Here is a 25613-nt window from a genome sequence, read left to right as displayed (position 1 = left end):
GCCGGATCAATCCTCGTCGGCGTCGCGGGCGGCCAGCGCATCTTCGATGCGTTTGCGCGCTCCGGCTAAGTGCTCCTCGCAGCGTCGTGCCAGTTCCTCGCCTCGTTCCCACAACTTCAGCGACGAATCAAGATCGAGCCCGCCTTGCTCGAGCACCCGGACGACCTCGATCAGCTGATCCCGGCAATCTTCGTAGCCAAGCTGACTAATGGGCGTCGTCTCGTCAGGTTTGCTCATGGGGATCCGTCCGTCGGGCCTGTGCTACTTGCGCCGATCGCACCGTCGCCGACGCGGATGCGCAGCGCGGTCCCGGCCGGCGCGTCGTCGGTAGAGCGAAGGATCTCAGCTCCTTGTGGGCTGAGCACCTGGACCACGGCGTAACCGCGCGCCAGGGTTGCCGCCGGGCCCAGGGTGGCCAGCCGCGCCGCGAGGTGACCGATCCGGTCGGTTTCGGCCGCGACGAGGCGCTTGACGTCACGGCGGACGCAGGCCCGGGCCCGCTCGATCTCCTCGGTGCGATGTGTCAGCGCGCCCAACGGGTCGGCCAGCACCGGCCGGCTACGTAAATGGGTGACGGTCCGCTGCTCGCGGCCGACCCAGTTGCGCAGCGCCTGCGCACTGCGGTGCCGAAGCTCGGAGACCAACGCCCGCTCGGCTGCCGTGTCAGGCACCACCTTCTTGGCGGCGTCGGTCGGGGTGGCCGCGCGCATGTCAGCCACCAGGTCGCACAGTGGGTTGTCCGGCTCGTGTCCGACGGCGCTGACCACCGGTGTGGTGCACGCGGCGATCTCACGGCACAGCGTCTCGTCGGAGAACGGCAGCAGGTCTTCGACGCTGCCGCCGCCGCGGGCGATCACGATGACGTCGACGTCGGGGTCGGCGTCGAGTTCGCGCAACGCCTCGACGATCTGCGCCACCGCGTTGACGCCCTGTACGGCGGTGTTGCGGATGGCGAAGCGGACCTCGGGCCAGCGGGCGGCCGCCACCGTGGTCACGTCGTGCTCGGCCGCGCTGGCCCGGCCCGTGATCAGGCCGACGGTAGAGGGCAGGAACGGCAGCGGGCGCTTGAGCCGCGGGTCGAACAGTCCCTCGGCCTCCAGCAGCCTGCGCAACCGTTCGATGCGGGCCAGCAGCTCGCCGACGCCCACCGCGCGAATGTCGCTGACGCGCAACGAAAACGAGCCGCGAACGGTGTAGAAGCTCGGCTTGCCGCACACCACCACCTGGGTGCCCTCGGTGAGCTTCACCGGCGCCGAGAGCAGCAGGTCACGGGAGCAGCTGATATCGAGCGACATGTTGGCCGCCGGATCGCGCAGCACCATGTATGCCGTGGAGTTGCGCACGTTGATCTGGGTCAGCTGACCTTCGACCCACACCGTGCCGAGCTTGTCGATCCAGCCGGCGATGCGGATGGCCACCGCGCGGACCGGATACGGATTCTCCGCAGAGTTGCTCTGAGCGCTGGTCACTTGGCGGACGCGCGGGTGATCCTGTTGGCCAGCAGCGTCTGGAACGGGGCGCGGGCCTTGGAGGCTTCCTCGTAGGCCAGCAGGGCTTCGAGGTCGGCCACGCTGAGCGATTGCAGCCGGGCGCGCAGTTGCGCCAGGGTCAGCGACTCGTAGTCGAGCTCCTCGGCGATCGGCGGCGCACTCTTGGTGGCCGTTGCCCGAGACGAGGGCTGCGACGAGGCCTGGGCCGAAGACTGCGACTTCGGCTCGACGCCGTCGGTAGTGCTGTACAGCGCGAACCGGCCCTCGGTGAGACGCTCCCCGTCGTGCACGGGCGCGTCGTCGTCCTCGCTGGCGGAGTCCTCGTCGAAGGTCGCCCACTCGGGCTGCTCGTCCTTCGGCGGGAAGATGTTCTCCAGGGCGCTGTCGCCCTTGATCACCAGGTCGGCCAGGTCCTGCTGAACCTTCATCACGATGTGCGCGATGTTGCTCGCCACCGTCATCGGATACATCAGGATCGTGGAGGGCAGCTTGCGGGTTTCCTCGATGGCGGTCACGGCGGCGCCGACCAGCAGACGAACCCCATATGGTGCTGTTGCCATGGCAGACAGCCTACGGCTGGCCCCGCCGCGTTGCGGGAACGTACCCTGGAAACCATGCCGCCTACCGTCAACATGGGGATTCCCGGTGCCGCCAGTACGGCTACCGGGCCCGTAACCGGCAAGCGGGTGCTGCTGGCCGAACCGCGCGGTTACTGCGCGGGCGTGGACCGCGCGGTGGAGACCGTCGAACGCGCCCTGGAGAAGCACGGCGCGCCGGTCTACGTACGCCACGAGATCGTGCACAACCGCTACGTGGTGGACACCCTGGCCAAAGCCGGTGCGGTGTTCGTCGAGCAGACCGACGAGGTGCCGGAAGGCGCCATCGTCGTGTTCTCCGCCCACGGTGTGGCGCCGACCGTGCACGAGGAGGCGGCGGCCCGCAATCTGCAGACCATCGACGCGACCTGCCCGCTGGTCACCAAGGTCCACAACGAGGCCAAGCGGTTCGCCCGCGACGATTACGACATCCTGCTCGTCGGCCACGAGGGTCACGAGGAGGTTGTCGGCACCGCCGGTGAGGCGCCCGAGCACGTTCAGGTGGTCGACAACCCGGACGCCGTGGACAAGGTGACGGTGCGCGATCCGAACAAGGTGATCTGGCTGTCCCAGACCACGCTGAGCGTCGACGAGACCATGGAGACGGTGCGACGGCTGCGGGAGAAGTTCCCGACGCTGCAGGACCCGCCCAGCGACGACATCTGCTACGCCACCCAGAACCGGCAGGGCGCGGTCAAAGCGATGGCGCCGGAGTGCGATCTGGTGATCGTTGTCGGCTCGCGAAATTCGTCGAACTCGGTGCGGCTGGTCGAGGTGGCGCTAGGCGCCGGCTCGAAAGCGGCCAAGCTCGTCGACTACGCCGACGACATCGACCCGGCCTGGTTGTCGGGAGTAACGACTGTCGGCGTGACATCGGGTGCCTCGGTTCCCGAGGTGCTGGTGCGCGGGGTGCTCGACCGGCTGGCCGAATACGGCTACGGCACTGTGCAGACGGTTACCACGGCCAATGAGACGCTGGTGTTCGCGCTGCCGCGGGAGATCCGGCCCGCCCGCAGTTAGTTCTGCGACTCACCGCTCGGGACCTGCCGAGAGTAACGCCATGGCGGTAATCCAGGCGTTTCCTCGCCGTGGGGTTACTGTCGGCGCGGGCGCACCGAAGGCGCCGTTGAACCGGGTTCGGTCAGCGGTCGGGGCGCCACGATTCGGCGTCCCAGTCATTCGCACTCGGGCGACGCGACCTCGGCTGGCGGCCCGGCTCCGGATCGACGTCACCGCGATAACGCACCCTCGACACCGGGTGATGGGTGTCGCTGTCGCCGTTCGTCCGTCCGGGCGGGCGTTGCCGGGTCGGCGGTTCGTACGGCGGGTACGGCTCGTAGGACGGATAGGGCTCGTACGGCTCGAATCGGCTGCTGCGCCGCGGGGGTGAGCCGTAGGGGTCCCTGCGGTCGCGGGCCTCACGGGGCTCACGGGGCTCACGCGGCTCACGCCGAGACGACGTGCGGCTGTTCGGATCACGCGGCGGCTGGCGGCGGCGTCGCGGAGTCTCGGGATAGTCGAGTGCGTCGGGCTCGGCGTCGACGGGACGGCGACGGGACGACTGGCGGCGGGGCCGTTCGGGCGCCTCGGTGATGTCCTCGAGCGGGGGACGGGCGTGCCGCGAGCGGGTCGGTGCCGGACGCTTGGCGGGCCGTTCCGAGCGGGGACGCCGTTGCGCGGTCGCGGGCCGGTCGATGCCGTGTTTGCGTTTGGGCGCCTCGTCGGCGTCGTCATCGTCGTCATCGACGTCACCGCGCTGGAGCACCGACGAGAACTTGGCCGCCAGCCCCGCGAACAGGCCGGGGCCCGCAGCGGTTTCGTCGTCGCCGTCGTGGCGGGCCGTCGCCGACGATTTGGCCGACATTCCGAAATACCAGCGCACCAACCCGATTAGCAGAACGCCGGCCGAGGTGAACAGCATCAGCGGGAAGCGTTCGATCAGCGGGTAGCCGAAATTGATCAGAGTGTCCTTGACGCCGGTGAACGCTGCGCCGTGGAACAGGAAGTAGGAGCCCGGCACCATCACGAACAGGATCAGCGGAGGCTGAATGACGGCCGTGAAAATACTGGAGTGGCGCACCGCGAGAACGGCCGCCACACAGCCGAGCGCGTACATGGCGGCGAAAACGTTGCCGAGTTCCTTGTTGCCGGAGCCGGCATCGAAGGCGAAGCCAATTGTGGTGGCGATCACAGCAATCAGGACGGCGGCCCACCATGGCACGCCGGACAGGTTCGGGTGCGCCGAGCGGTGTGCGGGCGCCACGGAGGACCTCGCTCGCTGTGCTGACACACGTAGACCGTACCGGCTCCGGCTGAATGTGGACCGTCAGCGGGGCCGCTAGACGGAAATCGTCGTCCGGGGCTTTCTCCTGACTGTTCGCTCGTGCTGAGCGGCTGAGCCCTCGGAATCGTCGGTCGTGCCTCATGCGGTGGGAACAATCGACCGCTGTTCTGAGGTCGCTGACCCGCAACAATGTGCTGGCAGCCAACTACCCGTTCGCGACGATCGAGCCGAATGAGGGCGTCGTCCCGCTGCCCGACGCTCGAGGCCGACCAAACTGACGCCGACGAGTGCGTTCGGCCGAGGCGGACGATGTGCAGATATCACCGCGCGGGGACACCGCGTCGCACCGAAGGCGGCCGGAGTCATTCACACCGACTTCGAGAAGGGCTTCATCAAGGCCGAGGTCGTGTCCTACGACGACTTGGTGGAGGCGGGCACGATGGCCGCCGCCAAGGCGGCGGGCAAGGTGCGGATGGAAGGCAAGGACTACGTGATGGCCGACGGCGACGTGGTCGAGTTCCGCTTCAACGTCTAGCCACAACACAAAGTCGGGGAAGCGACAGACAGCTCTGGCGTCCTCAGTGGAGACCGCCTGTGCGCGGTCTACTGGTGGCGGTGTTCGTGCGGTGGTCGGTACGAAGGCCCGTATTTGCGGTCAAGCCACCAATTTCGAATCTTCGACACCCATTGGGGTTTCATCGACCCAGCCTCGTCCTGTTTGAGGGCGGACGCAAATAACGGGCAGACGGCGAGGTGGTGGAGTTCCGGTTCAACGTAGATGCGCGGTGCTGTAGCTATTTATCGATCGTCCGCGCGTGGGTCGCTTGCAGGATGCCGAGTGGCCCTAGCGGCAGCAGTTGGGGTCCAGCACTGTGCAGAGCGCGACCAGCGCTTCGCGGCGAGGTCGGTGGTAGACGTTCATCCCGCGACGCTCGGATTCGACCAGACCTGCCCGACGCAACTGAGAAAGATGGTGGCTGACTGTTGATTCGCTCAGGTCGACCGCCGCTGCCAGGTCGCAACTACACACCTCGCCCGCGTCCGAACCGAACAGCAATGAGACCAGCTTGACCCGAACCGGGTCCGCTAATGCCTTGAGCCGCAACGCGATCTCGAGTGCCGCCTGATCGCTGACGGGGCCGGCGGCCACTGGCGCACAGCGGACCGGCGCGGACATGTCCACTGTGGGCAGTGTCTTCGGCATGCTCACATCTTGCCACGGATGTTGACATACGTCGAAGAGGTGGCATCATCGTCGGTGAACAGAGTTCGACATAAGCCACATAGGTAGGAGCCGTCATGTCTCGCGCCCAACTCGCTCTCAACGTCGATGACCTGGACGAGGCCATCACGTTCTATTCGAAGCTGTTCGACACCCAACCGGCCAAGGTGAAGCCGGGTTACGCGAACTTCGCCATCGTCGACCCCCCGTTGAAGCTTGTCCTGCTGGAGAACCCAGGTAAGGGCGGCACCATCAACCATCTCGGTGTCGAGGTCGAATCCAGCGCGACCGTCCACGCCGAGATCGCCCGCCTCACCGGCGAAGGTCTGTTCACCGACGAGGAGATCGGCACCACGTGCTGCTTCGCCACCCAGGACAAGGTGTGGGTAACGGGTCCCGCCGGGGAGAAATGGGAGGTCTATACCGTCCTCGCGGATTCGGACACCTTCGGCAACAGCCCCGAACACGCTGAGGGAGGCACCGCCGAGGGCGGCGTCTGCTGTGGCGGCACCGCTGCCGATGCCGACGAATCGACCGCTACCAACGCCTGCTGCTGATCGTGAACGCGTCCTCCCCAACCGGCGTCGATACCGCGGTCGTCGGGAAGCTCTCGCTGCTGGACCGCTTCCTGCCGGTCTGGATCGGCCTTGCCATGGCGGTGGGCCTACTCCTGGGCCGCCTGGTACCAGGGCTGAACGCCGCGCTGGACAAGGTGCAGGTCGACGGCATCTCGCTGCCGATCGCGCTGGGCCTGCTGATCATGATGTACCCGGTCCTGGCCAAGGTCCGCTACGACCGGCTGGACACCGTCACCGGGGACCGCAGACTTCTCGTCAGTTCCCTGCTGTTGAACTGGGTCCTCGGACCCGCGCTGATGTTCGCGTTGGCCTGGCTCCTGCTGCCCGATCTACCCGAGTACCGCACCGGACTCATCATCGTCGGCCTTGCCCGCTGCATTGCGATGGTCATCATCTGGAACGACCTTGCCTGCGGCGATCGCGAAGCCGCCGCCGTCCTCGTCGCCCTCAACTCCGTCTTCCAGGTCGTCATGTTCGCAGTGCTCGGCTGGTTCTACCTGTCCGTGCTGCCCGGCTGGCTGGGGCTGGAACAGACCACCATCAGTACCTCACCGTGGCAGATCGCCAAGTCGGTGCTGATCTTCCTGGGCATCCCACTACTCGCCGGCTATCTGTCCCGTCGCCTGGGAGAGAAAGCCAAGGGCCGCGCCTGGTACGAGTCCTCATTCCTGCCGAGGGTCGGACCGTGGGCCCTCTATGGGTTGCTGTTCACCATCGTCATTCTTTTTGCGCTGCAGGGTGATCAGATCACCAGTCGCCCGCTGGACGTAGTCCGCATCGCGCTCCCGCTGCTGGCCTATTTCGCGATCATGTGGGGCGGGGGATACCTGCTCGGCGCGCTACTCGGGCTGGGCTACCAGCGCACGACCACCCTGGCATTCACCGCAGCCGGCAACAACTTCGAGCTCGCCATCGCCGTCGCGATCGCCACCTACGGCGCCACCTCGGGCCAGGCGCTCGCAGGCGTGGTCGGTCCGCTCATCGAAGTGCCGGTCCTCGTTGCGTTGGTCTACGTCTCCCTCGCACTACGACGGCGTTTCACCAACACCGCCCTACCATCGCCCGCGATGCCCGACAGGAGCACGACATGAATGACGTCACCGATACGAAGCCCACCGTGCTCTTCCTGTGCACCCACAACGCCGGACGGTCGCAGATGGCGCTCGGATACTTCAACCACCTCGCCGCAGACAACGCGGTGGGGTGGTCCGGAGGCTCGGAACCCGCCGACGAGATCAACCCGGCCGCCGTGGCCGTCATGGCCGAGGTCGGCATCGACATCGCGCGCGAGTTCCCGAAGCCGTGGACCGAAGAGATCGTCCGGGCGGCCGACGTCGTGGTCACCATGGGCTGCGGCGATACCTGCCCATTTTTTCCTGGAAAGCGTTACGAGAACTGGGAACTGCCTGACCCGGCAGGACAGGAGATCGACGCCGTCCGCCCGATCCGCGACGAGATCGAGGCGCGCGTGCGGGGACTTCTCGCCGAACTCGGCATCGAAGCCGCTGTGCGCTGACCACACCGGTCGGCCTCCCCGATGAATTCCGCCGGCTGAGCGAGTCTGTATGGCATGGGAAAGCTGATCTTCACCGCGAGCATGTCCATCGACGGCTACGTCGCCGACACCGACGGCGACTTCCAATGGTCGGCCCCCGAGGGGGCGGTGTTCGCCGTCCACGTCGAGCGGATGGGCGAGGTGTCCACCGAGGTGCTGGGGCGCCGGACCTTCGAGCTGATGCAGTACTGGGAGACCGATCCCGACGACCACGTCTGGACGCCGGCGGAGCAGGAGTTCGCCCGTCGCTGGCGGCGCATCGACAAGGTGGTGGCATCCTCGACGCTGACGCACGACGACATCGGGTCGCAACGCGTGCGTCTGGTGCCGGACCTGAGCCTGGCCGAGCTGCGGCGAATCGTCGACGACGCGCCGGGAGTGGTCGAGATCTTCGGGCCGACCATCGCGGCCGCCGCGATCCGGGCCGGCCTGGTCGAGGAATTCCAGTTCTTCGTGGTTCCGAAGGTGGTGGGCGGCGGCCTGCGCGCACTACCCGACGATGTGCGGCTCGACCTCAGCCTCGAGGGGTACGAGACGTTCGACAACGGCATCGCGCATCTACGCTACGTACCTCGGCAGGGCTGACCCTTAAGCAAGGCAACCCTTATGTGTGACAGCGGGATTCGATGTCGGGGTTATGACGCCGGAAGCGGGCGCCGAAACCTAGACTCACGCTAATCAAGGTCAGTGGCGGCCAAGGGGGTCTGGTGGACGGGGGTGCACAGGTCTCCGTCGATGCGCTGGCGGCAGAGGCGGGTTTCGATGCACTGCCGCCAGATGCCGGCATCGTGGTTCAGAACCCCGCCGGTGAGATCATCGCCGCCTCCGAAGTGGCGCAGGAGATCCTCGGATTGTCGTCCGACCAGATGCTCGGACGGACGTCGCAGGACCCGCGCTGGGCAGCGGTGGACGAAAACGGCCGATTCCTCGAAGGTGCAGAGGCGCCTGCCATGGTCGCTTCGCGCACCCGAGTTGCGGTGCGCGACAAAGTAATGGGCGTGCACCGCCCCGGCAGTGATGCCGCGGGGCGCCATGTGTGGATTCACGTCGACGCGGTGCCGATCTTCCGGGCCGGCGAACATCACCCATGGGCGGTGGTGGCAGCCTTTCGGCCGGTCAGCGGCGAAGCCCTGCACGCTCTTCAGCTGCGCGAATCCGAGCGACTCTTCCGCATGATCGCCGAATACAGCTCCGACATGGTCGCCTGGCAGCTGGTCGAGCACACGACGTTCCTGTGGGTGTCGCCCGCGTCGCGGACCGTGCTGGGATTCGAGCCGGACGCAATCATCGGGACGCGCGGGATCGATCTGGTCCACCCCGACGAACGGGCCTCGCTGGCGGAGACCTGGAAGACCACCAGCGGTGCGGTCAGAAGATTCACGATGCGCATGCGGCACGCAGACGGGGATTACCGCTGGATCGAGACCACCGCGCACGTCCTGCCCGTGGACGGTGACATGCCACAGCAGATGATCACCGCTCACCGCGACGTCAGCGACCGCGTGCAGGCCGAACGGGCCCGCGATGCCGCGGTGCGGATGTTCGAAGTGACCATGAGTCGCGCCACGATCGGCGTCGGCTGGCGCGGGCTGGACGGGACGCTGGCCCGGGTCAACCCCGCGCTGTGCAGCATCCTGGGCAGGAGCGCCGAGCAGTTGGTCGGGCACTCACTAGGGGAGTTCGCAACGGACGACGGATCGGTGTTCGAGGACGCTATCGCCGCCGTTCACGCGGGAGAACGCACCCAGCACGAGAGCGAACGGCAGTTCCTCCGGCCGGACGGGACGGTGGTCTGGTGCCTGCACACCGTTGTCGGGCTACCCGACGAGTTCGGCGTCGTCTCCTCGTCGCTGGTTCAGCTCCAGGACATCACCCAACAAAAGAAGGCGGTCGCACAGCTCGAGGAGGCCGCGCTGACCGACCCGCTCACCGGACTGCCCAACCGAACCGTTCTGGAAGATCGCCTCACCCGCGCTCTCGGCCGGGCAAGAGTCACCAACACCCTGGTGGGCGTACTGTTCATCGATCTCGACGATTTCAAGAGCGTCAACGACCGCTACGGCCACGATATGGGCGATAAAGTCCTGTGCGAGATCGGAATTCGCTTGGCTGCCGCAGCACGCTACACCGACACTGTCGTCCGTCTGGGTGGCGACGAGTTCGTCGTCGTCCGCGAACGTCTCCACGACCTCTCCCAGCTGGACGACCTCGCTGAGCACATCGGTCGCCGTCTATCGACACCGTTCGACGTCGATTCCCGCGAGCTGAGCATCAGCGCGAGCATCGGGCGCGCGGCGGGCTCTGATCTCACTGCCGCGCAACTGCTTTCCCGTGCCGACGAAGCGATGTACCGCACCAAACGCGACAGGCGCGGCGGTGCGTAGGGGAGTTCAGGCGTAGCCGACCCAGCCGCGAACGGTGAACGCCGCGAAGAACTCGGTGACATCGGTGAACCCCGCTTCGCGCAGGATGGCGCGGTCCTGGTCTGGCGAGAGAACGGGAACCTCGGTGGCAATGGCGTTGCGCGCCTTGTCGACATCCGCGGTATCGATGCCCGCGGCGATGAGGTTCGCGACATGGCGGCTGATCCACACGTCCCGTTCACCGCCGTCTTGCGGAAAGCTCATGTGCGCGACGACGAACGGCGCACCGGGCGCCAACCGCTGCCGGACCTGCGCGGCCGTCTCGACGCGGAGCTGCCGGGGCAGGAAGTGCAGTGTCAGCAGACTTGTCGCGGCGGCGAACGGACCGTCTGGAGCGTCCTCGATGTATCCCCGGTGCATGCGGACCCGCTCGGCATAGGGCCCGAGGTTTCGCGCGGCAAGCTCCAGCATCGCTGCCGACGGGTCCACAGCGTCGAACGTCCACCCCGGCTGGGCTTGGGCGAACGCCGTGGTCTCCAGCCCTCCGCCGGCTCCGAGCACCAGAACTCTGGCATCGGACGGCGCGCGCTCATCGATGAGAACCGTGGCCATACGGTGGATGTCGCGGTAGGCAGGCACCATCTTGGCCGCGCGGGCGGCGTACATGTCGACGAAGTGTGGATCATCGAACGGATTCGCTGTTGAGGTCATCTACCGATGGTGCTGACGCGCCGGCGATAGCGCCAAGGAGATTTGCCGATCAGGCAAGACGGGCGAGGCGCCACGCCGACGGCGGCGGATGCCCGCGCGCTACTATCCGCGAATGCGCGGAACACGGTTGGTCACGGTCTCTCTCGGCCTGTTGGCCGTCGTACTCATGAGTGCGGCATGCGGAAATTCCAACCAGTCCGCCCAACAGTCGCCGACCAGCACACCTCCCGGAACGTCGATGGCGCCCACTCTGGAAGCAGTCGCATTCGGCACCAAGGTCGACATCGCGTCGTCCGACGGCACCGCGGCCTACACGATCGACAACTTGCAGCCGGTGCCGCCGGACGCCCAGATCGTCCCGGCCAAGGGCACGATGTACGCCGTCGACGTGACGATCGTCGCCAAGAGCGGCACACCCACCTACAACGGCTTCTACCTCGTCGCGCGTGCCGCCGACGGGTCGAACATCGCTCCCGCCGTCGGTGCTGTCCGGCCCGGCATCACCTCAGGCCAGCTCGCGCAGGATCAGCAGGTCGCCGGCCACGTGGCCTACGACGTTGCGCCGGGCCAGACCATCACCGCGATCCAGTTCCGCGACCCGAAAGGCAAAGTGCTTGCGGTCTGGGGATCGGGGTAGGTTCGGCTCGGGAGGTGCGTCATGCGATGGGGGATCGGACGATCGGTGACCGCGATGCTGGGCGCGGCGGCCGCTGTTCCGATCGTATTCGCACCGGTGGCCTCAGCCGACACGGCACAGGCGACCATCGACGACCTGCAGTCCCAGGGCTACGTCGTCGCGATCAACTGGGTCGACGGCAACACCGGTGCGCCGTTGTCATCCTGCCGGGTGGTCGCCGTCCACAATCCGGACAGCTCGCCCGGGGAGTCGACCAGCGCGACCACCGTCTACGTCGACCTGTCGTGCCCGCACCGTGAGTCGCCGGTCGGTATCGGCGTCGGAATCGGCTTCTGACGAATCAGTCTGCCAGGACCTGGATTTCGTCACCGAGTCGATAGCCGTCGACCAAGGGTAGGGCGTCACCGCTCCAGAACCTGCCGGGATCGAACCAGTTCTCGTTCTTCTCGGTGGCCAGCAAGCCCATCTCCTCGTAGGTGATGGCCACCGTCTCCGCGCAGTAGGCCGTCTGCAACCCGACTTCACGCTCGGCGAGTTTGCGTCGCTGCGCGGAGTCACGAACCTTCTTGTGTACGACCGGGATTCCCCGCGTCCAGTCGCTGACCGTGGGTAGCCGCCCACGCAGCCAGCGGCCCGTCAACCGCGCGGTCGAGGGGAACGGGGTGCCGTCCATGCGGGCGATCACCTTCAGCAGCTGATCTTCGTGCTCGCGAGTGACATCCGGGGTGAGCTGGCGCAGCCAGCACCGCTGACCGTAGTGGTGCAGCCATTGCTCGACGGCCTCCCGGGCGTCGTTGAGCTGCACCCCGCGGTGATTGGTGCCGGTCCACAGGTCCAGCAGCTTGTGGCCGAGCTCGGCGTGCCAGATCAGCGGCGGCAGATCGTCGATCGCGACGGTCATGCCGACATGATTGACCGGGGCGTTGGTCAAAGTCTGGATCGCCCGGTCCGGACCAGATCCGCCGCGGAACAACCAGACGTCACCGGTACGGGTTTCGTTCAGCGCCTGTGTCAACGACACGGTGTGCTCACTCACCAGCGCAGCATAATGTGATCGCATGCGCGGTATCTGGAAGTGGATCGGTCTGGCCGGTGCGGCCGGCGTCGTCGCGGGCGGGGTACTCGTCGCGCGGGACCAGCGGCGCCGCAAGGCGTACACCCCCGACGAGATCCGCGCCCGGCTGCATCAGCGCCACGCCGAAGCTGACGCCGCACCGAAAAGCTAGGCCACCGCGTACAGCCGGTAGCTGCCGCTGAACCCCTTGAGCTCGGCGTCCCGTCCCTCGTCGAAGGTCTGCTGATCGCCGACGGCGGCCCGCACCGGCTCGCTCACCAGGATCTCGCCGCCATCGGCCTGACTGGCGACCCGCGCCGCCATCGCGACGTTGCGGCCGAACAGGTCGTCGCCGCGGCGCACCGACTTGCCCATGTGGATGCCGATCCGCACTCGAATGCTGTTGTTTCGCAGCCTTTTCGCGTCGCGCGCCAATTCCCGCTGCATCGACACGGCGCAATTCACCGCGGCGGCGGGATCGGCGAAGGCCACCATGAACCCGTCGCCCTGACTCTTGACGACGTGGCCGTCGTGTTTGTTCACCAACCGCCGGACCATCCGGTCGTGGCTGCCGATCAGCTTGACCCACGCTCGGTCCCCGATGCGTTCGTTGAGTGCCGTGGACTCCTCGATGTCGGAGAACATCACCACCACCTTGCCGTCGGGCGCCAGCCGGGCCAGATCGGGCCGCTCGACGTCGGCCCAGTCGGCGAGTTCCTCGATCGACGATCGCACCGCGCCGCCCAGGCCCTGGGTGCGGACCAGGTTGGCGGTCTGCCACACCTGCTTGACCGCCTCCCGGCCGCCCGTCCACAGCATGTTGCGGGTATCCAGGCGCCCGCGCAGCTCCTCGGTTTCCCGCCGGCTGGCCGCCAGACGTGAGCGCATCACCAGCAGCGCGATCGTTTCGGCCACGGCCAGCACCGCCAACACCGCAGCCGCGATCGTCCAACCCACTGTGCGCCGCCCTTCTGTCCGCGATCCTGAACAGATGATGCCTCCTTACTACGAGAGCAGATTCATCCGCGCGAATCACCCCCGGCGCGCGCAGGCAATCTGGCTGCGCTGGACGCGGCTGCTGCCCAAGCCCGGCGACGCGGTGGCGGACGTCTGGGTGATGCTGTTCGACCCCGACGGCGAGGGCAACTGCGCGCTGAAGGTGCCGCATCCACTCAGCGACGCCGACTACCTGTCCGATCCCTGGTCGGCCAGGATCGCCGACAGCGTGATCGACGACGTCCACGCACGCGCGAGGCTCGACGGAGCGTCGTGCGATCTGGCCATCACGCCCGGGGACGAACCGCCGGTCAAACTCCTCACCGACCGCTCCTATACGGCGAAGTTCCCGACCGCCAAGACCCAGGTGCGTCACCCGCTGGCCCGCTTCGACGGCACGGTGACCCTCGGCGACGCCCGGGTCGCCGTCGACTCGTGGACGGGCAGTGTCAACCACAATTGGGGCAGCAAGCACACTCCGGCGTACGCCTTCGGTCAGGTGTGCGGATTCGACGAGCATCCGAACTCGAGCCTCGAGGTGGTCACTGCGCACGCCGCGCTCGGACCGCTGCGGTTGCCCGCCACGACACTGTTCGTCCTGCGTCATGCGGGTTGGGAGGTGGCCGTGCGGTCCATCCTGAGCGCACGCCACACCCACGGTTCGTACGAGCCGTTCACCTGGTCTTTCGGCGGCCGCACCGACGGATTCGAGCTGCACGGCGAGATTAGCGCCGAACCGGGCGACGTCATCGGGCTGGTCTACACCGACACCAACAGTGCGACCAAGTACTGCTACAACTCCGCGCTGGCGAACTGTCGAATCACGCTGTCCGGCAACGGTATTGATACCGAATTGATTGCCTCGCGACGGGCGATGTTCGAGATCCTGACCGACCGGCGGCACGGCGACGTGCCGCTGTTGGCCTAGCCACGGTCGCCGGACCTTGAGCAATCCGCCCAGTTCAGGGCCTTCGTCTGCGTAAACTGCGGCCGTGGGGGACAGCCGTGCCTGGCCTGTCATGCGTCGAGGCAAGGAACTCGCCGCGATCCAGGCGACCCTGCAGGGCCGGCCCGGCCAATGCGGGACTCTCCTTCTGGGCGACGCCGGTGTCGGGAAGACCACGCTGGCACGGATGGCCGCGCACACGTTGCGCACCGCCGCGGTGTGGGTCGCAGGCAGCGAGTCCGCGCGCGACGTTCCGTTGGGTGCGTTCGCCCATCTGCTTGCCAGTCCGATGCCCACCGATCCGGTGGCCATGCTGGCCGCCGCATTTCACGCCGTCCGCCGGGAGAAGCTGGCGCTCATCGGCGTCGACGACGTGCACCTGGTCGACCACCTGTCCGCGACTCTGCTCCACCAGCTGGCTGTCGAAGGCGCGGTGCGCATCGTGGCGACCGCCCGCAGCGGCGAGCCGATTCCCGAGACGATCACCGCGTTGTGGAAGGACGGCTACCTGGCCCGGTTGGATGTCGCGCCCTTCAGCAAGGCCGAATCGGTGGCGCTCGTCGAGACGGCCCTCGGCGGCCGGCTGGAGCGGCTCTCCGCCGACCTGATGTGGGAAGCCTCCAGCGGCAACGCATTATTCGTCAGGCACCTCGTCGAGGGTGCGCTGGAAGCCGGAACCCTGCGTCAGGTCAACGGCGTCTGGCAGCTCCGTGGTGATACGGCGGTGGCCTCGAAACTGGCGCCGCTGCTGAGCGGTCGGCTCGACCGGTTGCCCGACGACGAACGCCGGGCTCTGCAGCTTTTGGCGGTGTCGGAGCCGCTGACACTGGACGTGATGTCCGAGCTCGTGGACAGCGATACGCTGGAACGCGCCGAGCGGCGGGGGCTGATCCGAGTCGTCGACACCAGCGGGATGGCTGAGATTCACTTCACCCACTCGGTGATCGGTGACGTCATCCGGCAGAACCTGGGCCATGTCGCGAGCCGCCGCCTGCGGACCGAGCTGGTCGGTGCGATGGATCTGCATCCACCGCAGGGGCCGGTGCAACGCGTGCGCCGCGCCGAACTCGCGCTGTATTCCAACACCTCGATGGACGCCGAATTCTTGTCCCGTGCAGCAGAAGACGCGATCGCCCTGATGAACATCACGGTTGCCGAGCGGCTGGCGCGCGCCGCCGTCGACGCCGGTGGCGGCCTGGTGGCCTCCGAACTGCTCGCGCGAACACTGCTGTGGCAGGGGCGGGCCCCGGAGTCCGAACTGATCCTGGCGTCCTTCGACCCGGACACCCTCACCGAGTTCGAGTTGGCCCGATGGGGCATGGCGCGAATTGCGAATCTGCAGTGGTCGATGGGCGACTCCGCCGCCGCCGCCGATATCCTGAAGATGTTGCAGCAGAGGATCACTCACCCTCGGGTGCGGGTGGGCGTGGACAGCCTCGCGGCCGCGCTGGCCGTGCTCGACAATCGACTCGATGAGGCCGTCGAGCTTGCCGACAAGGTGCTGGCCGATCCGACCGCGCCACCCATTGCCGTCGGATGGGCGGTCTTCGGCGGTGGTATGGCGGCCGCGCTGAAAGGGTGCACCGCCGACGCGGCGCGACTGGCCGCGCGGGGCCACCAGGTCTACGACAAGATCGATGGACTGCTGCGGTTCCTGCTGGCGCTGGCCGAAGTGCGTGCGCTGACGCTGGCCGGAGATTTCGCAGCGGCGCAGGCGCGTTCGGGTGACATCGTGCGGATCACCTCGCCCAGCCAGTACCGCGCCCGCGCGATGGCCAACGTCCTGGCCGGCACCGTCGAACTGGGGCGTGGCCAACTACGGGTGGCGATGGGCCGGCTGGAGGAGACCCTGGCCGCACTCAGTGGTGAGGCGGCCGCCTCGTGGAATGTTCCGGCCAGAATGCTTCTGGTGCAATGCTATTGCGGACTGGGCTACGACTCGGCCGCCGCACCTTTGGTCACCGAGCTTCGGGAGCTGGTGAGCCGCGCGGCGACGATGTTCGAACCTGCGGTCCGGATCGCCGAGGCCTGGCTGGCCGCGGCCATGGGCCATGTCAGCGGCGCGGTCACGATGGCCCTGCGCGCGGCCGACCTGGCCGCCGAGTCGGGTCAACGCGCCATCGAGCTGATGGCGCTGCACGCCGCCGCGCGATTCGGGGACAAGACCTGCCTGCCCCGGATAGTCGAGGTGGCCGCGGTGATCGGCGGGCCGCTGGCGGCGATCGATGCGTCGCACGCCACCGGACTGATGAACAACGATGGTGCAGCGGTGTTTTCAGCGTCGCAGGAGTTCGAGGCGATCGGCGCGTTGCTGTCGGCGGCGGATGCCGCTGCACAGGCCGCGGCGCTCTTCGAGGCCGCGGGACAGCGCAGGCCGTCATTGGAGGCCGCGGCCGCCGCCGACCGGCTCGGCAAGGAATGCGGAGGATTGAAGACACCAGCACTGATGGCCACGTCGCAGCCGCTGCCACTGTCCAGGCGGGAACGCGAGATCGCCCAGCTGGTCGTGCGCGGACTGTCCAACCGCGACATCGCCGAGCGGCTCGTGGTATCGACGCGCACCGTCGAGGGGCACCTGTACCGGATGTACCTCAAACTCAACGTGACCAGTCGCGAGGACCTGCGCGACATCATCCGCCACGCGCTCGACGACGAAGGGCCTGGTTGACTGGCGGTATGTCCATCCTCGTCGTCGGCAGGCTCGAACCGTCCTTGGAGAAGCAACTGACGGCGCGGCACACGCCACTACGGTTTCCCGTCGACGTGCAGCAGGCCCACGAGGTCACGGTCATCGTGTGCGGTGGCAGGCCGGGTGTTGATGCAGCGCTGATGGATTCGTTGCCCGCGTTGGGGGCCATCGTGAACTTCGGCGCCGGGTACGACGCCGTCGACGTCGACGCGGCCCGCGAGCGGGGGATCGGGGTGAGTAACACCCCCGACGTCCTCAACGACACCGTCGCCGACACCGCGCTGGGGCTGATCCTCGACACCATGCGCCGGTTCAGCGCCGCGGACCGATATGTGCGGGCAGGCCGCTGGGCCACCGAGGGACCGTTTCCCTACACCCGCGACCTCAGCGGCAGCCGTGTCGGGATCCTGGGGCTGGGTCGGATCGGCTCGGCGATCGCCACCCGGTTACGCGGATTCGACTGTGCCATCGCCTATCACAATCGCCGCAAGCTACCCGACAGTCCGTACCGTTACGCCGCCTCACCGGTGGAACTGGCGGCGGCCGTCGACGTCTTGGTCGTCGTCACCGCCGGGGGTCCCGACACCGCGCATCTGGTGGATCGCGATGTGCTGGAGGCGCTCGGCCCGGACGGTTTCCTGATCAACGTCGCCCGCGGCAGCGTCGTCGACCAGGACGCACTGATCGAGTTCCTGGAAGCGGGCCGGCTGGCGGGTGCCGGTCTGGACGTCTACGCGGCGGAGCCCGACGTACCTGTCCGGCTATGGGAACTCGACAACGTCGTGCTGTTGCCGCACCTGGGCAGCGCGACGCTGCGAACCCGAACGGCGATGGCCACGTTGGCGATGCGCAACCTGGAGGCGTTCCTCGCCAGCGGTCAGCTGGTCACACCGGTCTAGCGGGTGACGAACGAGACGACGGCCTCGCTGAACGCGTCGTTGTCGTCCCCGGCTGCGGTGTGGCCGGCGTCGGACAGTTCGACGAACTCGGCGGCAGGCACCTTCGCCAGGAAGTCCTGCACCCCTTCGGCACTGACCACATCGGACAGCTTGCCGCGGATCAGCAGGATCGGGATGGTCAGGTCGATGGCGGCCTGTTCGAGCCGCTCCACCCGGCCGAATGGATCGTCTTTCGGAGCGGTCAGGAACGCGGGATCCCAATGCCAGAACCACCGGCCATCCCGGAACCGAAGGTTCTTCTTGAGGCCGTCGAGATTCTTCGGCCGCTTACGGTGCGGAAGGTAGCCCGCGATGGCGTCGGCGGCCTGCTCCAGGTTGTCGAAGCCGTCCACATTGCTGAACATGAAGTCCCGGATCCGGGCGCTGCCGTCCTTCTCGAAGCGGGGCACCACGTCGACCAGCACCAGCTTGGTCACCACAGCGGGCCCGGCCTGTTCGGCCACCAGGATGCTGGTCAACCCGCCCATGCTGGCACCGATCAGCACCACGGGGCGGCCGATCTGCTCGAGCACCCGCAGCACGTCGGCGGACAACGAATCGACGCTGTAGTCGGCATCGGGGGCGCGGTCGCTGTCACCGTGTCCGCGAGCGTCCAGTGCGATCACGTGGAAACCGTGGTCGGCCAGGACCTGCCCGGTGTTCTTCCAGGAGAACCGGTTCTGCCCGCCGCCGTGCAGCATGAGGATCGTCGGGCGCTCAGCCGCCGACTCGGCGCCCCGGTTCCACTCATCAGCAACGAGGGCGAGGTCGTCGGTGCCGCGGAACTCCACTGTCTGACCGCTGTTCGTACTGCTCACCGGCATCCTCTCGACCGAACCTGAACAGCACGTTACATAGCGGTGCTATCGATGAGTTTCGGCACCCCGGCCGGTCAACCCCTTCGACCGCTCGAGAGGAGACCACCCGTGCCCACCATCACCCCGTCGCTGTGGTTCGACGACGACCTCGAGGAGGCGATGCGGTTCTACACCGGCGTCTTCCCCAACTCGTCCATCGATTACGTCAATCGCTACACCGACGCGGGGCCGGGCACCGCCGGCCAGGTCGTGTCGGCCGGCTTCACCCTCGACGGAACCCGGTTCGTCGGCATCAACGGTGGCCCGGTGTTCTCGTTCACCGAAGCGGTGTCCTTCCTGATCGAATGCGCTGACCAGGCTGACGTCGACTACTACTGGGATGCGCTGGTCGCCGGTGGACAGGAATCGCAGTGCGGCTGGCTCAAGGACCGGTTCGGGCTGAGCTGGCAGGTGGTGCCCACCCGGCTCTACGAGCTGCTCTCCGACCCCGACCAGACCAGAGCGGCCGCCGCGACCAAGGCCATGCTCGGCATGCGCAAAATCGTCATCGCCGATCTGGAGGCCGCTGTCGCGAACCCGTGACGGCCCTCACAGCGCCTACCGGTAGCCTTTCGCCCCAAGTGCGGGTGATCGGAGCCCGGTAACGCCGCAGAGGGAGAAACATGGCCGACGAGCCTGCCGAGCCTGCCGACGAGCCCACCACGGCCGTCGAGCTCGGGGTTGACGGGGAGACGCCGCCCGCACCGCCGAAACCGGCGCGCTCGCACGTCCAGCTGGCGCTGATCGTGGGCACGGCCGTCGTGGTCGCCCTGGCCGCACTGACGGGATGGCTCGGCTACCGGGCTTATGAGTCCCGACAGACCGCCCAGCTGCAGGACCTGCTGGTCGCAGTCGGCCGCCAGGGGGCTATCAACCTGACGACCATCGACGCCGCCGAGGCCGACAAGGATGTGCAGCGCATCCTCGACTCGGCAACCGATGCGTTCTATGACGATTTCGCGAAGCGGTCTCAGCCGTTCATCGAGGTGGTCAAGCAGGCCCAGTCCAAATCGGTGGGTGAGGTGACCGAGGCGGGGCTGGAGTCGGTGTCGGGGAACGAAGGCCAGGTGCTGGTGGCCGTCACCGTCACCACCTCCAACCGGGGTGCACCCAACCAGCCCAAGCGCTCCTGGCGGATGCGTCTGACGGTCAAGAAGACCGGTGACGACGAAGCCAAGGTCTCGAAAGTGGAGTTCGTACCGTGACGACTGAGGACGCCAAGCCAGACCCTGAGGTCACCGAGGAAGACGCCACCGCGGCCGAATCCACCGACACCGATACCGACGGCGCCGCCGAGGTGGCGGCTGCTGCCGAGGCCGCGCCGAAGAAGCGGTTCAGCCTCGCCGGGGCGGTGGCCTTCGGCGTGCTGCCGATCGTGGCGCTGCTGCTCGCGGCGGCGGCGGGCTATCTGCGCTACGAGGATTCGTCGCGCCGGGACGCAGACACCGCTCGCACCGAATCGGTGCAGGCGGCCAAGGACTCCACCGTCGCGCTCTTGAGCTACAAGCCCGAGTCGGTCGAGAAAGACCTCGGCGCGGCGCGCGACCGGCTGACCGGAAGCTTCTTGGACGCCTACACACAGCTGATCAACACCGTCGTCATCCCGGGTGCGAAAGAGAAGAAGATCTCCGCGCTGGCGGCCGTGCCTGCGGCGGCATCGGTTTCGGCCAAGCCCGACCACGCGGTGGTGCTGCTGTTCGTCGATCAGACAGTGGTCGTCGGCACCGATGCGCCGACCAACACCGCCTCCAGCGTGCGGGTGACCATGGAGAAGGTCAACAACCGCTGGCTCATCTCGGGATTCGATCCGATCTAGCGGACAGGGGGGCGATGAACGAGCCGCGCTGGATTGACGTCTCCGCGCCGGCGGTGCAGTTGCGCGCGCTGAGCTGGGGCCCGGACGACGGTCCAATCGCATTGTGCCTGCACGGCTTTCCCGATACTGCCTACGGGTTCCGGAAATTGGCGCCGCATCTGGTGGCCGCCGGCTACCGGGTCGTCGCGCCGTTCATGCGCGGCTACGTGCCCTCGTCGCTTCCCGCCGACGGCAGCCAGCACATCGGGGCCGTGATGGACGACGCGCTGCGGGTGCTTGCCGCGTGCAATCCCACCGGAGCCGACGTGGTCATCGGCCACGACTGGGGCGCGATCGCCGCGACCGGTTTGGCCGCGATGCCGGACAGCCCGTTCACCAAGGCCGTCGTGATGTCGGTGCCGCCGTCGGCGGCGCTGCGGCCCGGGGGCGGCAGGAAGCCGGCCAACCGGGGACGGCTGCTGCGCCTGCTTCCGGCGCAACTCCTGCGCAGCTGGTACATCACCTACTTCCAGCTGCCGTTCGCCCCGGAGCGTTCGTCGTCGTGGATCGTCCCGCTGCTGTGGCGCCGCTGGTCGCCCGGCTACAACGCCGCCGAGGATCTGCGCCACGTCGACGCCGCCATCGGCACCCCGGATCGTTGGCGCGCCGCGCTGGGCACCTACCGAGCCACCATCCGCAACACCCGCCCGCCGAGCCGTTACGCGGAGCTCAACCGGCTGTGGCTGGAGGTGCCGCGGCTGCCCACGCTGTACCTGCACGGCAGCGACGACGGTTGCATGACAGCGGAATTCACCCCCTGGGTGGCGGGTGTGCTACCGCCGGGCAGCGAAGTGGCGATCGTCGAGCACGCCGGGCACTTCCTTCAACTCGAACAGCCCGAGGTGGTGGGCGGGCAGATCGTCGACTTCCTGCGCGCTACTTCTTCTTGAACGCCGGATGCTGGCTGGCCAGCAGCGGCAGCAACAGTCGCCGCGGAGTCAGGTGATAGATCGCCGTCGCCGCCCGGTTCAACCGGCCCGGCACCACGACCGCTTTGCCCGCCGCCAGCCCGTCGACGGCCGCCGTGGCGACGTCCTCGGGTGACACCCACAGCGGCTTGGGTAGTGCGGCCTCGGCATCCTCGGTGGAAAACCCTGCGGCCTCGCCGAATCCGGTGTGTACCGGACCCGGGCACAGCGCGGTGACCGTGATGCCACTTTCCGCGAGTTCCTGGCCCAACGCCCGGCTGTAGGAGAGCACGAACGCCTTGGCCGCGCCGTAGACCGCCTGCCCGGGCAGCGGGCCGAAGCCGGCCACCGAGGCGACGTTGAGCACCGCCCCCCGACGCCGGCTCACCATGCCCGCCACGAAGCGGGTGCACAGATCGACGACCGCCGCGACGTCGACCTCCACCACGTTCAGTTCGGCGACGGGATCGGCCGCGGCGACCGGGCCCATTGTGGACAGCCCGGCGTTGTTGACCAGGATGTCGACGTCCAGCCCGAGTTCGGCGACCCTGCCGGGAAGCGCGGCCCGCTCGTGGGGCTGCGAAAGATCAGCGCCGACAACCGAACTCGGGCCAGGAAGCGTTTCTGCGAGTGCGGTGAGCTGCTCGGTGCGGCGGGCCACCAGTACGACGTGGTGACCGCGCGTGGACAGCACGCGGGCGATTTCGGCGCCGATGCCGGAGGAGGCTCCGGTGATCAGCGCGGCGCGGTCGGGACCGGGAGTCGGCAACACCCGGTCAGCCTAGGACAATGGCCGGCATGACTGCCAGCAGAGCGATGACCGCGGTTGACGCGCAGATGTTCTGGATGTCGGCCGTCGTTCCCAGCGATCAGCTGGTGCTGTACGCCTTCGACGGTTCGCCCGCATCGCCGGAGGCCGCCGTCGACGAACTGCGCCGGCGCGCCGAGGCGTGTGACGAGCTGCGGATGCAGGTGACGGACGACAGCCGGTGGCGATACCCGCGCTGGTGCCGCGGTGACGTCAGCGCCGACCAGTTCGTGCTGCACGACGCCGGGGGAGTGGACTGGCAGGGCTGCCTGGACGCGGCCGCCCGGTTCCGCGGTGACCCGCTAGACCTTCACCGAATGACTTGGCGCGCACACATTTTCCCGCGAGTCCAGAGTGTTCCGGGAGCCCGGGGAACGGGATCGGTGGTCGTCATGCAGACCGGCCATGCGTTCGCCGACGGCACCCGCGGGACCCTGCTCGGCGGAGCGCTGCTCGGCCGGCAACAGCCGGTGCCGGTGCCCGCGCCCGCGCGGCGAGGTTTCCTGCCGGCGCGCGGGGTGGCCGCTGCGCGTGCGTATCGCCAACTGGTACGCGACACCGAGGCCGGGCGGGTGCCGCCGGCCACGCCGGGTGCTCCGCTGCTCAGCATCAATCAGCGGCCCCGCGCGACGCCGGTGCTGCGGACGCTGGTGCTGGACCGCGGCGAGCTGACCAAACCCACCGTCACCATCGGGGCGTTGGTGCTGATCGCCGAGGCGCTCGGCGGATACCTCGCTGCGCGTGGCGAGGACACCTGCGCTCTGGCGGCCGAGGTGACGATGGCCGGACAACAGGGCTCGGGCGGGCACAACAACTTTCGCAACGTCGGGATCCGATTGCACCCGGAGGTCGACCGCGCCCGGCGCGTGGAGCTGATCGCCGCCGAGCTGGCCGCCCAACGTCTGCGCGGCGAGCACCCGGCGCTGCGGGCTTCGGCCGCCGCGTCCGCTGCTGTCCCGGCGGCGCTGTTGCGCTGGGGGGTGCGGCAATTCGACCCGGACGCGCGGTCGGCGACGGTCACCGGCAACACCGTGGTGTCCAGCGTGAACCGCGGGCCCGCCGATCTGTCCTTCGGCGGCCGCCCGGTACTGCTGGCCGCCGGGTGGTCGGGGCTCTCGCCGATGATGAGCCTGACTCACGGAGTGCACGGCCTCGGGGACACCATCGCGCTCAGCGTGCACGCCGACCCGGACAACGTCGACGTCGACGACTACCTTGACCGGTTGCGAGCGGCGCTGGCGGTCTGAACATTTGCCGTCGACCGCGTGAAGCCCGGTCGACGGCGGCTACACCTAATTGCCCCGGATGATAATTCTGGGCCCATGGCGGATGTGGCTGTGGTGCGTTGGCTTCAAGCGGGTGCGGTCGCGGCCGGTGTGGGGGCAGCGATGCTGGCGGCGCCGGCGATCGCCTCAGCCGACAACGGCGGCGGTTCGGCAGCGCCGGCGTCGCACTCGGCGCGGCAAGCGGGCGCCGTTAAAGCGTCGGTTGTCGGCGAGCGTCGTCCCACGGTGGGTCCACGCAAGGTACAGGCCTCGGCGCGGCCGACTGCTGACCGACGACGCCCACGCTTTCCCGGCTTCCCCGGCCCGGTCACCGGCGTCGGGAATCCCACCGGAAACGACGATCCAAGCACATCCACCGAGATCGTCACCGGCCTCTTCCGCGAGATTCTGCGCGCCGACCCCACCGCCGAGCAGTTGACGCGCTACACCGCCGTGTTCGACGCGAGGGGGCAAGCCGCCGTGGTGAACCGCCTCTACACGTCGACGGCCTTTCGTCAGCAACAGGTCAACAGCTATTACCTCGAACTACTCGGAAGAGCGCCCACCGCAGGAGAATTGGCGGCGGGCACCATGGAGCTGCGGATGGGTGTTCCCGAGCCGCTGGTGGTCGCCCAGGTGGCCAGCACCCGGGAGTTCTACCGGGTGAGCGGCGGCACCGCCGACACCTATGTCCAGCTGCTCTACCGGAGCCTGCTGGGCGAGCCGGCCGATGCCGGCCAAGCGGCCATTTACGTCCAGGAGTTACGGTCCGGCCGGCCGACGCAGGTGGTGGCCGTCCAGTTCATCAAGGCCAACGCGTTTCGCGCCGTGAAGATCCAGGAGATCTTCCAGGTCGTCCTCGGCCGGGCGGCCACCGACGCCGAAGTCGCCTCCTACCTCGGTAGCTGGATTCGCAACGGCGGCCTGGCCGGCACCGCGACGAAGGTCCTCAACAGCGCCGAGAACACCGGACGGATGACGACGGACGGGGTACCGCTGCCCGACATGGTTGCCGTCGACCAGCTGCAGCAGATCCTGATGGCACGGTACAACGAGGACCCGGACGGCTTCGTCAACCTGTTCAACACCTACCTCAAGACCGATCCCGTCACCGGCGAGCAGTGCCCAAGTACCTGCAACACACCGCTTTTGGCCTTGATCACCACCGGTGGACTGACCCGAGGCATCCCCAACCAGGCCATCGCGGTCACCCCGATCACCGCAGCCGTGAGCAGTCTGTTGCCGACGCAGAACGAGATCGATGCGACCAAGGCGCTGGAGGATCCGCTGCAGGACCCAGACCTGCTCGAGGACTACCTGGCCGGCGGCACCGTGCTCGCCAAAAGCGTGATCCTGACCGCCGACGACGGGCTCTACATCGTCGACGGTCACCACCGCTGGGGTGGCCTCTATGTCATCAACCCGTACTCCCAGCTGAGCTCGATCGACCTGGGCTACGTGCCCAACGCCCAGGAAGCGCTCAAGGAGACGCAGGTCGCCATCGTGGCCGAACAGGGGTACCTGAGTGCGCAGACCGTCACCGGCGACAACCTTTACACGATCAGCAAGGACGACTTCGACGACTTGGTCGAAGGTCTGATCGACAGTGGCGACGACAAAGACAAGATCCTGAAGATCTTCAAGAAGGAGAAGGATCTCACGAGCATGGCCCAGATTCAGGATTACCTGTGGGCCAACGTGATTCGGATGCGCCAGTTCAACGAGCCGGTTGCGGGAGCCACCAGCCGCGGCTACATGCCCCAGCCACCGAACAGCGACTACCAGCCGCTGATGCACTGGATGGAGAACGGCGCACTGAGCTACACCATGCCGGTGATCGGCTACGTGGGCTGAGCGCCTG

The 25613-nt window shown here is 67.7% G+C and carries 28 protein-coding genes and 1 pseudogene; 19 read left to right on the top strand and 10 right to left on the bottom strand.

Annotated elements, in window-relative coordinates:
• Positions 1 to 6: 6 nt before the first annotated feature.
• From G6N32_RS21690 to G6N32_RS21680, 3 genes are read right to left on the bottom strand one after another with little or no spacing between them, the layout of a single operon-like run.
• Complete coding sequence (locus G6N32_RS21690) at positions 7 to 237, bottom strand: exodeoxyribonuclease VII small subunit (RefSeq protein WP_115321811.1); 231 nt, start codon at positions 235 to 237, stop codon at positions 7 to 9.
• Positions 234 to 1469, bottom strand: a complete 1236-nt coding sequence (gene xseA, locus G6N32_RS21685) for an exodeoxyribonuclease VII large subunit (RefSeq protein WP_115321810.1) — start codon at positions 1467 to 1469, stop codon at positions 234 to 236. Before xseA ends, G6N32_RS21690 begins: the two co-directional genes overlap by 4 nt.
• Positions 1466 to 2050 (bottom strand): lipid droplet-associated protein, encoded by a 585-nt coding sequence (locus G6N32_RS21680; RefSeq protein ID WP_115321809.1) that lies wholly within the window; start codon positions 2048 to 2050, stop codon positions 1466 to 1468. The genes xseA and G6N32_RS21680 overlap by 4 nt, the downstream gene beginning before the upstream one ends.
• A 54-nt stretch (positions 2051 to 2104) precedes the next feature.
• Here G6N32_RS21680 and G6N32_RS21675 point away from each other — a divergent pair, with 54 nt between their 5' ends.
• Positions 2105 to 3106 carry a 4-hydroxy-3-methylbut-2-enyl diphosphate reductase gene (locus G6N32_RS21675; RefSeq protein WP_115321808.1) on the top strand — a complete coding sequence of 334 codons (1002 nt, stop codon included), beginning with the start codon at positions 2105 to 2107 and terminating at the stop codon, positions 3104 to 3106.
• A 121-nt stretch (positions 3107 to 3227) separates the two neighbouring features.
• Here the strand turns inward: G6N32_RS21675 and G6N32_RS21670 are convergent, their stop codons facing one another.
• Complete coding sequence (locus tag G6N32_RS21670; protein ID WP_232077240.1) at positions 3228 to 4349, bottom strand: DUF6542 domain-containing protein; 1122 nt, start codon at positions 4347 to 4349, stop codon at positions 3228 to 3230.
• 295 nt (positions 4350 to 4644) lie between these two features.
• Between G6N32_RS21670 and G6N32_RS21665 the strand changes: the two genes are divergently transcribed.
• The gene (locus G6N32_RS21665) at positions 4645 to 4905 is read left to right on the top strand and encodes a DUF933 domain-containing protein (protein WP_419538697.1); all 261 of its coding nucleotides are present in this window, start codon (positions 4645 to 4647) and stop codon (positions 4903 to 4905) included.
• 309 nt (positions 4906 to 5214) lie between these two features.
• Here G6N32_RS21665 and G6N32_RS21660 read toward each other — a convergent pair whose 3' ends face one another.
• Entirely contained in the window at positions 5215 to 5574 is a 360-nt protein-coding gene (locus tag G6N32_RS21660; RefSeq protein ID WP_115321805.1) for an Rv2640c family ArsR-like transcriptional regulator, read from the bottom strand.
• 95 nt (positions 5575 to 5669) lie between these two features.
• On the opposite strand from G6N32_RS21660, the gene G6N32_RS21655 reads away from it, so the two are divergent.
• The 5 genes and pseudogenes from G6N32_RS21655 (at position 5670) to G6N32_RS21635 (ending at position 10109) form a co-directional block, all read left to right on the top strand.
• Positions 5670 to 6149 (top strand): ArsI/CadI family heavy metal resistance metalloenzyme, encoded by a 480-nt coding sequence (locus G6N32_RS21655; RefSeq protein WP_115321804.1) that lies wholly within the window; start codon positions 5670 to 5672, stop codon positions 6147 to 6149.
• Between the two features lie 2 nt (positions 6150 to 6151).
• Positions 6152 to 7261, top strand: coding sequence for an ACR3 family arsenite efflux transporter (arsB, locus tag G6N32_RS21650; protein WP_115321803.1), 1110 nt, complete (start codon positions 6152 to 6154; stop codon positions 7259 to 7261).
• Between the two features lie 5 nt (positions 7262 to 7266).
• A pseudogene (locus G6N32_RS21645) lies at positions 7267 to 7686 on the top strand (arsenate reductase ArsC); the annotation flags it as partial.
• 54 nt (positions 7687 to 7740) lie between these two features.
• The gene (locus G6N32_RS21640; protein WP_115321801.1) at positions 7741 to 8310 is read left to right on the top strand and encodes a dihydrofolate reductase family protein; all 570 of its coding nucleotides are present in this window, start codon (positions 7741 to 7743) and stop codon (positions 8308 to 8310) included.
• 122 nt (positions 8311 to 8432) lie between these two features.
• On the top strand, positions 8433 to 10109 hold the full coding sequence (locus G6N32_RS21635) for a sensor domain-containing protein (RefSeq protein ID WP_115321800.1): 1677 nt from the start codon (positions 8433 to 8435) through the stop codon (positions 10107 to 10109).
• Positions 10110 to 10115: 6 nt separating this feature from the next.
• Here G6N32_RS21635 and G6N32_RS21630 read toward each other — a convergent pair whose 3' ends face one another.
• The gene (locus G6N32_RS21630) at positions 10116 to 10799 is read right to left on the bottom strand and encodes a class I SAM-dependent methyltransferase (RefSeq protein WP_115321799.1); all 684 of its coding nucleotides are present in this window, start codon (positions 10797 to 10799) and stop codon (positions 10116 to 10118) included.
• Positions 10800 to 10911: 112 nt separating this feature from the next.
• Between G6N32_RS21630 and G6N32_RS21625 the strand changes: the two genes are divergently transcribed.
• Positions 10912 to 11436: a DUF1942 domain-containing protein gene (locus tag G6N32_RS21625; protein WP_163789381.1), complete on the top strand. Its 525-nt coding sequence runs from the start codon at positions 10912 to 10914 to the stop codon at positions 11434 to 11436.
• A gap of 21 nt (positions 11437 to 11457) precedes the next feature.
• Entirely contained in the window at positions 11458 to 11772 is a 315-nt protein-coding gene (locus G6N32_RS21620) for a hypothetical protein (protein ID WP_115321797.1), read from the top strand.
• A gap of 4 nt (positions 11773 to 11776) precedes the next feature.
• On the opposite strand, the gene G6N32_RS21615 is transcribed toward G6N32_RS21620, so the two are convergent.
• A complete protein-coding gene (locus G6N32_RS21615) occupies positions 11777 to 12457 on the bottom strand; it encodes a guanylate cyclase (protein ID WP_115322066.1) in 681 nt (226 codons plus the stop codon).
• Between the two features lie 37 nt (positions 12458 to 12494).
• Here G6N32_RS21615 and G6N32_RS28505 point away from each other — a divergent pair, with 37 nt between their 5' ends.
• Positions 12495 to 12662, top strand: a complete 168-nt coding sequence (locus tag G6N32_RS28505) for a hypothetical protein (RefSeq protein ID WP_115321796.1) — start codon at positions 12495 to 12497, stop codon at positions 12660 to 12662.
• Here G6N32_RS28505 and G6N32_RS21610 read toward each other — a convergent pair.
• Entirely contained in the window at positions 12659 to 13447 is a 789-nt protein-coding gene (locus tag G6N32_RS21610) for an adenylate/guanylate cyclase domain-containing protein (RefSeq protein WP_232077238.1), read from the bottom strand. The genes G6N32_RS28505 and G6N32_RS21610 overlap by 4 nt on opposite strands.
• 34 nt (positions 13448 to 13481) lie before the next feature.
• Between G6N32_RS21610 and G6N32_RS21605 the strand changes: the two genes are divergently transcribed.
• The 3 genes from G6N32_RS21605 (at position 13482) to G6N32_RS21595 (ending at position 18020) form a co-directional block, all read left to right on the top strand.
• A complete protein-coding gene (locus G6N32_RS21605) occupies positions 13482 to 14414 on the top strand; it encodes a hypothetical protein (protein WP_115321795.1) in 933 nt (310 codons plus the stop codon).
• A 64-nt stretch (positions 14415 to 14478) separates the two neighbouring features.
• Positions 14479 to 17100 carry a helix-turn-helix transcriptional regulator gene (locus tag G6N32_RS21600; RefSeq protein WP_115321794.1) on the top strand — a complete coding sequence of 874 codons (2622 nt, stop codon included), beginning with the start codon at positions 14479 to 14481 and terminating at the stop codon, positions 17098 to 17100.
• An 8-nt stretch (positions 17101 to 17108) separates the two neighbouring features.
• Positions 17109 to 18020, top strand: a complete 912-nt coding sequence (locus tag G6N32_RS21595; protein ID WP_115321793.1) for a 2-hydroxyacid dehydrogenase — start codon at positions 17109 to 17111, stop codon at positions 18018 to 18020.
• On the opposite strand, the gene G6N32_RS21590 is transcribed toward G6N32_RS21595, so the two are convergent.
• Positions 18017 to 18883 (bottom strand): alpha/beta fold hydrolase, encoded by an 867-nt coding sequence (locus tag G6N32_RS21590; protein WP_115321792.1) that lies wholly within the window; start codon positions 18881 to 18883, stop codon positions 18017 to 18019. The two genes, G6N32_RS21595 and G6N32_RS21590, sit on opposite strands and share 4 nt — an antisense overlap.
• A 102-nt stretch (positions 18884 to 18985) precedes the next feature.
• Between G6N32_RS21590 and G6N32_RS21585 the strand changes: the two genes are divergently transcribed.
• From G6N32_RS21585 to G6N32_RS21570, 4 genes are all read left to right on the top strand, one after another.
• Positions 18986 to 19459, top strand: coding sequence for a VOC family protein (locus tag G6N32_RS21585; RefSeq protein ID WP_115321791.1), 474 nt, complete (start codon positions 18986 to 18988; stop codon positions 19457 to 19459).
• Positions 19460 to 19539: 80 nt separating this feature from the next.
• On the top strand, positions 19540 to 20121 hold the full coding sequence (locus tag G6N32_RS21580; RefSeq protein ID WP_115321790.1) for an Rv1363c family protein: 582 nt from the start codon (positions 19540 to 19542) through the stop codon (positions 20119 to 20121).
• Positions 20118 to 20732, top strand: coding sequence for a hypothetical protein (locus G6N32_RS21575; RefSeq protein ID WP_115321789.1), 615 nt, complete (start codon positions 20118 to 20120; stop codon positions 20730 to 20732). Before G6N32_RS21580 ends, G6N32_RS21575 begins: the two co-directional genes overlap by 4 nt.
• Positions 20733 to 20746: 14 nt before the next feature.
• Positions 20747 to 21661 carry an alpha/beta fold hydrolase gene (locus tag G6N32_RS21570; protein WP_115321788.1) on the top strand — a complete coding sequence of 305 codons (915 nt, stop codon included), beginning with the start codon at positions 20747 to 20749 and terminating at the stop codon, positions 21659 to 21661.
• Here the strand turns inward: G6N32_RS21570 and G6N32_RS21565 are convergent.
• On the bottom strand, positions 21648 to 22451 hold the full coding sequence (locus G6N32_RS21565; protein WP_410432305.1) for an SDR family NAD(P)-dependent oxidoreductase: 804 nt from the start codon (positions 22449 to 22451) through the stop codon (positions 21648 to 21650). The genes G6N32_RS21570 and G6N32_RS21565 overlap by 14 nt on opposite strands.
• 26 nt (positions 22452 to 22477) lie before the next feature.
• Between G6N32_RS21565 and G6N32_RS21560 the strand changes: the two genes are divergently transcribed.
• Both G6N32_RS21560 and G6N32_RS21555 read left to right on the top strand, forming a co-directional pair.
• On the top strand, positions 22478 to 23734 hold the full coding sequence (locus tag G6N32_RS21560; protein ID WP_232077235.1) for a WS/DGAT domain-containing protein: 1257 nt from the start codon (positions 22478 to 22480) through the stop codon (positions 23732 to 23734).
• A gap of 75 nt (positions 23735 to 23809) precedes the next feature.
• Positions 23810 to 25606, top strand: a complete 1797-nt coding sequence (locus G6N32_RS21555) for a hypothetical protein (RefSeq protein WP_115321787.1) — start codon at positions 23810 to 23812, stop codon at positions 25604 to 25606.
• Positions 25607 to 25613 lie beyond the last annotated feature (7 nt).

Origin of the sequence: Mycolicibacterium aichiense, from assembly GCF_010726245.1 — a bacterium.
Classification (GTDB): domain Bacteria; phylum Actinomycetota; class Actinomycetes; order Mycobacteriales; family Mycobacteriaceae; genus Mycobacterium; species Mycobacterium aichiense.
Note: the sequence above shows the minus strand (reverse complement) of the source record. Positions and strands in the feature narration are given on the sequence as shown.